General features: G+C 38.3%; 10 protein-coding genes. 8 read left to right on the top strand and 2 right to left on the bottom strand.

Annotation, left to right across the window (positions count from 1 at the left end):
- Positions 1–265: 265 nt before the first annotated feature.
- From ABD000_RS06220 to ABD000_RS06195, 6 genes are all read left to right on the top strand, one after another.
- Positions 266–1,321: a toxin-antitoxin system YwqK family antitoxin gene (locus tag ABD000_RS06220; protein WP_343764909.1), complete on the top strand. Its 1,056-nt coding sequence runs from the start codon at positions 266–268 to the stop codon at positions 1,319–1,321.
- A 67-nt stretch (positions 1,322–1,388) separates the two neighbouring features.
- The gene (locus tag ABD000_RS06215; protein WP_343764908.1) at positions 1,389–1,607 is read left to right on the top strand and encodes a hypothetical protein; all 219 of its coding nucleotides are present in this window, start codon (positions 1,389–1,391) and stop codon (positions 1,605–1,607) included.
- 62 nt (positions 1,608–1,669) lie between these two features.
- Positions 1,670–2,146: a hypothetical protein gene (locus ABD000_RS06210; protein ID WP_343764907.1), complete on the top strand. Its 477-nt coding sequence runs from the start codon at positions 1,670–1,672 to the stop codon at positions 2,144–2,146.
- A gap of 186 nt (positions 2,147–2,332) precedes the next feature.
- The gene (locus ABD000_RS06205; protein ID WP_343764906.1) at positions 2,333–2,833 is read left to right on the top strand and encodes a DUF2306 domain-containing protein; all 501 of its coding nucleotides are present in this window, start codon (positions 2,333–2,335) and stop codon (positions 2,831–2,833) included.
- A 138-nt stretch (positions 2,834–2,971) separates the two neighbouring features.
- A complete protein-coding gene (locus tag ABD000_RS06200) occupies positions 2,972–4,018 on the top strand; it encodes a molybdate ABC transporter substrate-binding protein (protein ID WP_343764905.1) in 1,047 nt (348 codons plus the stop codon).
- A gap of 228 nt (positions 4,019–4,246) precedes the next feature.
- Positions 4,247–5,761, top strand: coding sequence for an NADP-dependent isocitrate dehydrogenase (locus ABD000_RS06195; protein WP_425545354.1), 1,515 nt, complete (start codon positions 4,247–4,249; stop codon positions 5,759–5,761).
- Positions 5,762–5,840: 79 nt separating this feature from the next.
- On the opposite strand, the gene bshC is transcribed toward ABD000_RS06195, so the two are convergent.
- Complete coding sequence (gene bshC, locus ABD000_RS06190; protein ID WP_343764901.1) at positions 5,841–7,439, bottom strand: bacillithiol biosynthesis cysteine-adding enzyme BshC; 1,599 nt, start codon at positions 7,437–7,439, stop codon at positions 5,841–5,843.
- 204 nt (positions 7,440–7,643) lie between these two features.
- On the opposite strand from bshC, the gene ABD000_RS06185 reads away from it, so the two are divergent.
- Both ABD000_RS06185 and ABD000_RS06180 read left to right on the top strand, forming a co-directional pair.
- Positions 7,644–10,118 (top strand): M14 family metallopeptidase, encoded by a 2,475-nt coding sequence (locus ABD000_RS06185; protein WP_343764899.1) that lies wholly within the window; start codon positions 7,644–7,646, stop codon positions 10,116–10,118.
- A 156-nt stretch (positions 10,119–10,274) separates the two neighbouring features.
- Positions 10,275–10,892: a hypothetical protein gene (locus tag ABD000_RS06180; protein WP_343764898.1), complete on the top strand. Its 618-nt coding sequence runs from the start codon at positions 10,275–10,277 to the stop codon at positions 10,890–10,892.
- 1 nt (position 10,893) lies between these two features.
- Here ABD000_RS06180 and rimO read toward each other — a convergent pair whose 3' ends face one another.
- On the bottom strand, positions 10,894–12,207 hold the full coding sequence (gene rimO, locus ABD000_RS06175; protein WP_343764896.1) for a 30S ribosomal protein S12 methylthiotransferase RimO: 1,314 nt from the start codon (positions 12,205–12,207) through the stop codon (positions 10,894–10,896).
- Positions 12,208–12,301 lie beyond the last annotated feature (94 nt).

Raw genomic sequence — 12,301 nt, 5'->3', positions numbered from 1 at the left:
GATAAAAATAGGGCAATGATTGGACAAATAATAGTTTCTTTTACCAATACACAAGAGTAGTTTACTCACGCTTGACAATAGTTATACTGCTGAGGTATTGCAGAAGTTCAGATTTGAATCATTTTGCCCAATAAAAGCAGTTTTTACTAATACAAGTCAGAATCAACAGATTTGAAAAATTAAAACTTACTACGTTCATTTTCTAAATAATAGATAATAGAAACGATTTAATCTCTACATTTACTTCGTCTTTTAAATTTTCCTTATGATCAAAAACGTTAACCTCGTAATACTTTTCATCGCGCTCTTTTGTTCTTTAGCTACCAGTTCTGCTCAGGACATCATTTTTGATGAAAATGAGACCTATTATTCAAATGGTCAGCTTAAAGAACGTTGCGATAATAGGTACGATGGTGAGCGTTCAGGAACATGTAAAACATATTATAAGGACGGAACGCTTAAAAGTTTAGGTGTCTATAAAAAAGGCAAGAAAGATGGCGCTTGGAAAACCTATCACTCCAACGGTGAGTTAAAAGAAGAAGGTTCTTATACCGCCGGGAAACTATGGGGTGAATGGAAAATCTTTCACGATAACGGGACACTTTTTCAGAAAGCGACTTATAATGATATGGGGTATCTTGAAGGTAAACTAGAACGCTACCATAAATCTGGAAAAAAGGCTGAAATAGGGGAAGCAAAAGGCAGTGGAGTATATCAATGGATTGAAAGCTACGATACTAAAGGGCGCTTAATCGATGAAAATAATCTCAATTTCGAATGGATTACCTACAAAGATGATGGAACCATATACCGAAGTGGTTTTTATAAGAATGGAAAGGAACATGGAAAGTGGAGTCACTTTGACGATGACGGGGTCTTAACTTTCTTTTCTCTAAAAGAACAAGGAGCAACGATCTCGCTTACATCTTTTTACAACAACGGAAGCCTTAAAAGAGAAGTTACCTATAAAGATGAGTTGCCCTATGATGAAATAAAGTACTCAAAGGACAACGGTAAGATCATATACACCAAAAAACATGAAAAAAATCGACTTATAGAAAAACACTTTTACAAAGACGGTCAATTAGAGCGTTTAAAGATCTATGTAAACGGGAAGAAGCAAGATAAATGGATGTCATATTATTGCAATGGCGAAGTCTCCAAGCAAGAATCGTATGATGACGGACAGCCTGAGGGCGAATGGCTCCAATTTGATCGAAAAGGAAATCGCACCTATAAAGCAATCATTAAAGATAATGTGGTTAAAGTTTATGATGAAAAGAACCAGATTATTGAGACGAGTAATCTGCGTGGTCAATAAAATGATGAACCCGGCTACCCAGCTCTGCAATAGTTTTATTGCTTCGGTATCGAATTAAAATTGATGTATGCAATACCCCCTCAAAATTGCCATGGCTCAAATTGGGCCTATTTGGTTAGACAAAACACAGACCATTGAAAAAGCAGGAAATGCTAATGCAGAATTAATGATTTTTGGCGAAGCCTTACTACCGGGATATCCGTTTTGGTTGTCCATGACAAACGGAAGTAAATTCAATGATCAGACCAAAAAAATTAAGGTAGTTATGAAGACAATACTATTTTGATCATTAAGGATTGATTTTTATCTTCGTCTGCTAAAATCAAACACTCAAATAGTTTACGCTCTATGAAAAAGAATATTGTCCTTTTACTTTTTACCTTTTGTTTAAGTTCTACTTTTTATGCCCAACGTATAGAATCTAAAAAAGTGTTTGGTGGTTACCAATTTGAGCAAGATGGAAAAATGCTCTCGTTAAAAGACTTACAAAATCTTGTAGAAGGTAATAAACAGGCCTTCACCTTAGTAAAAAAAGCGAGAAATGGTAACACCTTTGCTACCATACTGGGTATCGCAGGAGGAGGGATGGTAGGCTTCCCGTTAGGAACGGCAATAGGCGGCGGAGATCCAAATTGGACTTTTGCGGCTATTGGCGGCGGTTTAATTGTTGTGGCACTACCTCTTTCAAATAGCGCGTACAGAAAAGCAAAAGAAGCTGTTGATATGTACAATGCGACCCTAAGTACCACAAACACCTTTAGTGTAAAGCCACAATTACACCTCATTACAAATTCTAATGGAGTAGGGTTTTCTCTACACTTTTGAAGCAATTATTTCCTGGTAAACTAATGCAGCGAAATGTTATTACTACTTAATGCATAACGTTAAGGTTAAGGGTAAAGTTAATTTTAAGGTTTGATACCTTACAATTCAGTTTATGATTTCAACGCTTGAGTCAGGAATAATTCGCGATCTGCTTTAAGTAATCCAAATTTGTGGCAAAACGATAATATGCCACACGATTTAATTGGTTGGATACATACCTTCGCCGCCTTTATCGCTTTACTTACAGGAAGCATTGTCTTAACTCAGACTAAAGGTACACGTTTACATAAGAGAATAGGAAGAGTATATGCCGTGGCAATGCTCATAGTTTGTGCAACAGCATTTATGATCTATCGACTTCATAATACGTTTGGAATATTACATATTTTTGCCGTCATAAGTACAATAACCTTAGTGTTGGGAATGCTCCCTTTTTATCTAAAAAGCACTAAAAATCCTGTTCTCACTCATCTAGCCTGGATGTACTGGTCTGTGATTGGATTGTATTGTGCTTTTACAGCAGAACTGTTTACGCGACTACCAATGCTGTTAAACCTTCAAAATTCCTACGGCATTTTCTACATGTTAGTTGGCGTATCCACAGGAGCAGTGGGAATGATGGGAAGCCTCTTTTTTAGAAGACAGAAGAAGATGTGGGAAACAATATATACCGCAAACACAAACTAAAATAACTTGACTTCATTTAGCTGTAGTTCAACTACTTGTGTGTCCCGAAGTGATGGCTACATTTTTGAAATACAGGAGTCTACAATAATTCGGCTATTAGTGATAAATTAGTTGACTTATATCACACAAAAAATTACCATGTGGTCCATTAAGAGTATTCTTGCTGCACTTATCCTTTGTTTAGGAATATTTACCTTGTATACACAAACAGAGCTTCCACCTATTCAAGGAAGACCAATCCTATATCAGCCAGATTTACTTCCCTGGCCTCAGGATATCCATCCCGGTAATCCTGATCTTACAGAGCCTACAAGCAATCGTATTTACGATCTCCACATGCAAATCAAAGATTGTGAGGCAATGGATTTGATCCTTTCCACCTCTGGAAATTATCACATGGCGCTAACCGATTTTTGGTTTGATTTCATTATCCCAAAGTATGGCCTACAGAATTGGTATTTCAGTACGAGTCCGCCTATTTCGCCGGAGCAAACGAACAACAGCATACTTACCTATACCAACATTTCATTACAATGTCAGCCCCATATAGCTGTGGGACCTAAGGGTGTTATAAATGCCCTAAAGAAGGATAGTATAATCTTTGGTGAACCTATCCCATTGTTTACGAACCGCGGGAATGTCCTACTGGTCAAAAAGGGAAATCCAAAGAATATCAAGAGACTTTGGGATCTTGAGCGTTCTGATGTTGTGCTGGCGACTTCTAATCCATATTCAGAACCCGGAAGCTTCGGGAATTACGCAAAAAGTATTTATCACATGGCGCTACATGATGGAAATGAAACTAAAGCGCTTGACCTATTTGAATCTCTCTTCGGAAAAAATACCAAAAAATGGATCGTAGGCAAACGTATTCACCATCGCGAAGTTCCGCATTTAATCTATAGCGATCACGCAGATGTAGGCATTCTGTTTTATCATTTGGCGCGATACATGATGAAAACATTCCCACATGAATTTGAGATCATCCCGTTAGGCGGAACCATCGAAAACCCCATTCCCCTACCTGGCAACCAAATCGGAAAACTCTTTTTGGCTAGAATCAATACAAAACTTACTAAAAAACAGTCTACCGCAAGAGAACAATTTATTTCTGAAATACGTGACGGAGCCTTTGATCCATATCTGGAAAAACATCACATCAACCCTATACGTGATAGAAAGTAGTACCCACACAAATTTGTAGTGCATATCACCCAATACTAATCCTTAGAAATAGAAAAAAAAGTTACCTGCGCTATCCTTAATATTCTAAAAATCCAATAATTTTTCCTTTTGACAATAATCATTAGAACACCATTCATTAAAATTATTTATCCTTAACATATTATATATAAATAAAAATATATGAAACAAATATGTGACATTTGTCCCATCACAACAATATCAGATCACATGGAAAACAGCGAAGTACTACACCCTAAATCTTATAAAAGGATAAATCAGGCAACTACAATCGCCGTAGCTGAAGGCGACGGCATTGGACCTGAAATAATGAGAGCTACCTTAAACATTCTCAAAGCTGCAGGAGCTAACATCAAAACAGAGCCGATAGAAGTAGGTCAACAAGTCTACCTATCTGGAAATAGCTCTGGGATTACAGAAGAATCCTGGAAGACCATTTCAAAAAATAAAGTGATCCTAAAAGCTCCGATTACCACTCCACAAGGAAAAGGATATAAGAGTCTCAACGTGACCTTAAGAAAATCTCTGGGTTTATTTTCTAACGTGCGTCCCGTAAGCTCACTACACCCTTACGTCCACACCAACTTTCCTGAGATGGATATTGTGGTTATTAGAGAAAATGAGGAAGATTTATATGCCGGTATTGAGCACAGACAGACTGAAGATGTAGTACAATGTTTAAAATTAATCACACGCCCGGGTTGCGAAAAAATTGTTCGGTATGCCTTTGAATACGCCAGAGCGTACAACCGAAAAAAAGTAACCTGTATGGTGAAGGATAACATCATGAAACTTACTGATGGATTGTTTCATACCGTCTTTAAAGAAATTGCAGCTGAGTATTCTGATATTGAAAGTAATGCTCAAATTATCGACATAGGGTCAGCCAAAATCGCAGCCAGTCCAGAGAATTTTGATGTTATCGTCACCTCAAACCTCTACGGGGATATCATCTCTGATATTGTGGCAGAAATAGGCGGTTCTGTAGGAATGGCAGGCTCTGCAAATGTGGGAAAAAATGTTGCTATGTTTGAAGCGATTCATGGCTCTGCACCAGATATTGCCGGTAAGAAAATTGCCAATCCGTCAGGTTTGCTTAACGGCGCGATCTTAATGTTGGCTCATATCGGTCAAGCCGAAGTTGCTGATAAGATAAAAAATGCCTGGTTAACTACCCTTGAAGATGGCATCCATACGGCTGACGTATATCAGAAAGGAAAAAGCACCAAAAAAGTAAATACTGAAGAATTTACCGAAGCCGTCATAGAACGCTTGGGACAAACTCCTAAAAATTTAACTCCAAGTACAATCTCAAAGGGATCTGGAACAATTACTATCCCAGAATATCATCGCAAAGAATCCGAAAAACAGCTTTTGGGGACAGATGTATTCATTGATTGGAAAGGAAGCGATCCTGAAGAAATCGGAAATGCTCTCAATCAAATCAAAGCACATAATCTTACCCTGAAAATGATTACCAACAGAGGTGTAAAAGTGTTCCCTAACGGAATGAAAGAGACCTACTGTACAGATCATTGGAGATGCAGGTTCATAAGTAAACAGTCTACGATCCTAGAGAAAAGTTTACAGTATGGTGAAGTTGAATACGAGCAAATTATCAACCTCCTGGCTACTTTACATCAGGAAGGATTTGATGTCATAAAGACTGAAAATCTCTACGAGTTTGATGGACAAAGAGGATTCTCACTAGGTCAGGGGGAATAAGCTTGAACAATCTTTAAAACGCTCTGTATCATTCGGTACGGAGCGTTTTTAATTCAGAGCATTAGGATAAGGCTCATGATTACCTCAAGTTAAGCACGGTAAAGGCTGTATTAAGTGGTTGTAAATTTTCCTTCAACTTAAGAATTAAATCTTCTGCATACTCCAAATACAGCTCTGAAAAATTGACCACCCGTTCCTGAAGATTTTGATTGGGAAACAATTCACGTTGAATCTCTACCATACGATTTACCTGATCTTTTAACTTACGTTTTTGTGCGGTGAGTAAACGCTTTTCGAGATGATCCAATCCATTGAGTTGTTTAACCTCCTGCGCTTTCACGGCGCCAACAAATGAAGCATCTGTCTTTTTAGCTAAGTCATACAAGGCTTCAAACTGCTGCCGTAAATGTTCTTTTTGATCAGAAAAATCAATGTCGATATTTGATATCTGTCGAACTTTCTTATTAATTAATTCGTGCTGACGCAAAAAGGTATCTTTAATTTCAAGATTTAGCTTATCCAGCTTTTTTTGTTGTTTCCCTGAAACTACTAAGGCAGAGTTTCGCAAGAGCAGCATAGGAAAAATGATCTGCTGTGACTCAAAATACGCCTTGAGCTCTAACCAATATGCCAGTTCACCACCTCCGCCGATGTAGCACAAATTAGGCAGAATAACTTCTTGATATAACGGTCGCAGGATGACATTGGGACTAAACCGTTCTGGATGTTCCTCGACTTCCTGAAGAATTTGTTCTTGCGTCCACTGCATGTCATGATCAACCACAATAAACCTATTCTCTATTTTTTCAATGCGTTCTCGCAATCCATCAATAAGATAAAACAGATTTATTTCTCTGGGATTTACCTGGACATTATATCCCTTCTCGTCTAACTGAGCTGCGGATTTGCTTACAGTCTTGTGTGCCGATTGTTCTAGCAATTCTTCTTTTATATAAGGAACAAATAATCGCTTTAGTTCGGCATCATCTCCATCTACAATCACTAAACCGTAAGCTCCAAAAAGCTTATTCGCCAGGTATCGGGTAGCTTCGGTTAAAGTAGTATGTTTAAGATATGCATCTTCAAAGAGTTCGGTGAGTTTTTCAGCAAAAGGAGTGGTGCCTACTTCAGCCTTAAATAAATCTAGAACCTCTGCCAATCCTTCTGTGGAAAGCCTGCCTACCGCTCCGGTGGCGTCCTTATTCCACCTGAATTTCTTTCCGTTAAGGTTAAAATAATTAATCTCTTCAAAATCATGATCCTCGGTCGCCATCCAATAGACAGGCACAAATTCATATTCTGGATAGTGCGTTTTGAGTTGATCACATAAATTAATGGTAGAAATAATTTTGTACAAAAAATACAGGGGTCCCGTAAATAAATTGAGTTGATGACCTGTGGTAATGGTAAAGGTATTACCTTTTTTAAGCTGAAGAATTTTCTCACGCGTTGCCCCTGAGGTTTTTATCTTATCATACTGCTTCATCAAACGTACAGATAAAATATCTCTGGTATCTGCTGAATATTGAGTTGTCTTCTCGTTGATCTGAGCTTGAAATTGATTAAGGTGTGGAAAACGGTGGTATAAATCTTGAACTTCACCCTTTTCAAGTAAATAGTCCTTGATTAATGAGGAAAAATAGGTTAACTCCTGATACGGCAGTAATGTGATGGGCATACGTATGTGGTCTTCTGCGTAAATATACGATAATGCATAAAACGAAGATGATGAGAACGACAAAGTTGAAATCCCAGAAGCATTCCGTTACACTATCTTAAAAACTAGTTTGTTGGCAGAAACTAAATTGAGCCTCTTATAAATGAGAACTGAATTAGTAAATTCTTAGGTAATCATTATCTTAGGCTCCATAAATACCAACCCATGAAAAATTTTACCTGGCTCCTTTGTTTTTTAAGCACTAGCCTTTTCGCACAACTTCAATCTCCACAAGAATTTTTAGGTTATGAAGTGGGCAGTCAATTTTCACGTCACGCAGACGTTGTGAATTACTTTACCCACGTTGCAGATCAGAGCGATATGGTCACCTATCATACTTATGGAAAAACGAATGAATACAGACCACTCACCTATGCAATCATTTCTACCCAAGAGAATCTCAACAACATAGAAACTATACGCCAAGATAATCTAAAGCAAATCGGAATGATGCCGGGAAGCGCTGCGCCTCAAGTTGCCATTGTATGGTTAAGCTATAACGTGCACGGGAATGAGGCCAGTAGTACAGAAGCTTCTATGAAAACGCTTTATGAACTCATCACACAAAAACAGGATTGGCTCAAAAACACAGTGGTTATTATAGATCCCTGCGTTAATCCAGACGGTAGAGACCGCTATGCTAATTGGTACAATCAAGTAAAATCTACTCCATACAATACGCGACAGGACGCAACAGAACACCACGAACCCTGGCCGGGAGGTCGTCCTAATCATTATTTATTTGATCTTAACAGGGATTGGGCCTGGGCTACTCAAGTAGAGAGTCAACAACGTTTAAAAGTTTACAATACCTGGATGCCACATGTACATGTAGATTTTCATGAGCAAGGCATTAATGAGCCTTATTATTTTGCTCCGGCAGCAGAACCTTTTCATGAAGTAATTACTGATTGGCAGCGTGATTTTCAAACACAAATCGGAAAAAATCATGCAAAATACTTTGATAAAGAAGGATGGTTGTTCTTCACACGTGAGCGATTTGATTTATTATATCCCAGTTATGGGGACACCTATCCCACGTTTATGGGCGCAATTGGTATGACCTATGAGCAAGCAGGTCACGGCCGGGCAGGATTAGCTATACAAACCGATGAAGGTAATGTACTTACCTTAAAAGATCGGGTAGCGCACCATACCACTACGGGATTAAGCACTGTTGAAATTGCTGCTCAAAATGCTAAAAAGCTCAACGATAAATTTAAGCAGTTCTTTAGTACAGCTAATACACCATCTACTTCATATGTCCTCAAAGGAACTTCGGATCAACTGGATGCCTTGACCGCATTGCTGGATAAACATGAAATTCAATATGGATACAGTACTACCTCCAGTGTAAAAGGCTATCATTTACAACAACAAAAACAAGGGTCATTCAATGCAAAAGATGCATTGATTGTTTCTGCAAAGCAACCTAAATCTGCAATGGTCAATGTTTTATTCGAACAAAATGCAAAGCTTTCAACTCCAATAACCTATGATATCACGGCATGGAGCTTACCTTATGCCTATGGGCTTGAAACAATTGTAAGTAAAAATGCTGTTTCGGTCAAGCCGAATGAAACACGAAAAGAAGTAACCAATGTTGTAAATGATTCTGCAGTAGGATACATAACTTCATGGGGGTCAATGAAAGATGCACAGTTTCTGGCGGCATTACTCCAAGCAAATATTAAGGTTCGCTTTACTGAAAAGCCTTTAAATATTGCCAATAAAAACTTTGGCAGGGGTAGCTTAATAATAACCAAAAGCGACAACCTGAAAACCAAAAACTATGGAAAGACGATAAATGATCTTGCTAGTAAATTTGGTAGAGAACTTTTTGCCAGTGCTTCTTCTTTTGCTACCAGCGGACCAGACTTTGGCTCCCCAGATGTAAAGCTCATTAATAAACAACGTATAGCAGTCCTCAAAGGGGATGAAACCTCATCGCTAAATTATGGAGAGATTTGGCACTTCTTTGAACAGCAATTAAACTATCCTACCACCAATATTGACACAGAGTATTTCAAGCGTATTGATTTGAATCAATATGACGTTTTAGTTATGCCCAATGGATACTACGGAAATTATTTAGGAGAAAAGGGCATGGAGCAACTTATGGAGTGGATTCGTAATGGCGGTAAAGTTATTGCTTTGAGCGGAGCCGTATCCACGTTTGCCGGTCAAAAAGGAATTGACTTAAAACGCAAAGATGCACCTAAAAAAGACTCGACTCAAACGGCATCGTTAATTCCATATGCGCAACGAGAAGAGGAAAGTGTCAAGAATTATATCACCGGTGCTATTTTTAAAACTAAGGTAGATAATACGCACCCACTGGGGTTTGGTTATAATAACGATTATTATACGTTAAAATTAGGTAGCTCAGCTTACTCTTATTTACCCAACGGATATAATGTTGCGTATTTAGAAGACGGAGCCAAACCTGTATCAGGATATGCCGGCGACAATGCATTGGGTAATCTTGGTAAAACATTGGTTTTTGGAGAAGAAAGGATAGGTAGTGGTGCTATCATTTATATGGTCGACAATCCACTTTTTAGAGGCTTTTGGGAGAATGGAAAGTTATTTTTTGTTAATGCCATATTCTTTGCGAATAACAATAAATTTAGGATCTAATTTCTAAGAAAGTGAAGGAATCTTTAAACCCTAATCTGTTCTGAGAAGTTCAAACAAAAAATCAATTCCTTAATATTTGCTCAATACTGTAACATCCCGAAAATATAATCGTTATCTTTATATATGCTTTGGCTTAATTATTGCTCAATTTGAAACATGAGATTTAGTCTGGTCTTCTTAATGATAATTTTTTCACTGGGTATTTCTGCACAATCAGAACTCCCCGGGAATAAATCTGTGGTGATTGATAATAAAGAAAAGGCCAAAGTCAACATTAAAAAGAACGAAGCTGATCTTAGCTTTAATCCTAAAGCATCCTCTTTTAATCTCACACCAGAAAAGAAACCCTTCAGCATGATTGAAGAGGATAAATGGACAAAACCTAAAGTGACCATCACGCAGCCTTTTGGCGAGAAACATGCTCAAGCAATGTCAAATTTAAAGCGTGATCAATACTTAGGAAATATTAAAACCTCTTCTGGCAAAGTGACCATTATGTGTCGCGATCATGAATATGTAGACGGGGACAAAGTGCGTTTATACCTAAATGACGACATTATTCAGCCGACAGTTTATTTATCTCATTCGTATTACGTAACAACCATAGAGCTACAACCCGGTCAAAACAGATTAGATTTTCAAGCACTTAATCAGGGATCCTCAGGCCCTAATACCGCAGAGCTTAAGGTGTATGATGCAGATGGTAATCTCATCTCTTCTAATCAATGGAATTTGTTAAGTGGCTATAAAGCTACATTGATCTTGACAAAATAGGTCAGCCTTTATAATCTACAGGCACCGCATATAAATCAAAATCAGCGGCTTCAGTAATTTTAACGGTGGCGTATTCGCCTGTTTTAAGATAGGTGTCTTCGGCATTGATCAGCACTTCATTATCCACATCTGGCGAGTCAAACTCTGTACGCCCAACAAAATAGCTTCCTTCTTTACGGTCAATGACCACCTTAACTTCTTTCCCGATTTTTTGTTGATTGAGTTCCCAGCTAATTTGTGATTGGATTTCCATGATTTCATTGGCACGCTGTTGTTTGACCTCTTCTGGCACGTCATCCACCAAATTAAATGCATGCGTATTTTCTTCGTGAGAATAGGTAAAACATCCCAAACGTTCAAATCGTTGATCGGTCACCCATTGCTTTAATTCTTGAAAATGAGCTTCGGTTTCACCGGGATACCCTACGATAAGCGTAGTTCTAATCGTCATATCAGGTACTTTGGCTCTAAACTGTTCTAACAAGGCATTGGTCTTGGCCATCGTGGTACCACGTCGCATAGACTTTAAAATATCTTCTGAAATATGCTGAAGCGGAATATCGATATAATTACACACCTTAGGTTCTTCTTTCATCACCTCCAGTACATCCATAGGAAAACCAGTAGGAAACGCATAATGCAATCTAATCCATTCAATCCCGTCAACTTTAACTAACGCCCGAAGCAGTTCTGCCAGATTTCGTTTTTTATAAAGATCCAACCCGTAATAGGTTAAATCCTGTGCAATCAACACCAACTCTTTCACTCCGTTAGCAGCTAGCTTTTGAGCTTCGGTCACTAAATCTTCTATAGGTTTAGATTTGTGCTTGCCGCGCATCAGCGGGATCGCACAAAACGAACAGGGTCGGTCGCAACCTTCGGCGATTTTAAGGTAGGCATAGTTCTTTGGGGTGGTAGTCAATCGCTCTCCTACCAATTCGTGTTTGTAATCCGCTCCAAGTGCCTTCAGCAATGCGGGAAGTTCTGTTGTGCCAAAATACTGATCTACATTGGGAATCTCTTTTTGAAGATCGGGTTTATAACGCTCACTTAGACAACCCGTCACAAATACTTTATCGACTAAACCTTCTTCCTTTTTTTCGGCGTAAGCCAAAATCGTATTGACACTTTCTTCTTTTGCATTATCAATGAATCCGCAGGTATTAATCACCACTATATTGCCTTCTTCTTCATGAACCACTTCTTTATTATTGGCTTTTAACTGTCCCATCAACACCTCAGAATCATAGATATTCTTGCTACATCCTAAAGTGACCACATTAATCCTGTTTTTTTTAAGCGACTTCGTTCTCATTCAGCATTTTTTTGCGTTGCAAAGATACTACCTTTAACCTGTTCTTTTTATACCAGAGTGAGATTAAACCTTTTTCACCAACTCAAGTCTAAGT

Source organism: Gangjinia marincola, assembly GCF_039523415.1.
Lineage (GTDB): Bacteria > Bacteroidota > Bacteroidia > Flavobacteriales > Flavobacteriaceae > Gangjinia > Gangjinia marincola.
Note: the sequence above shows the minus strand (reverse complement) of the source record. Positions and strands in the feature narration are given on the sequence as shown.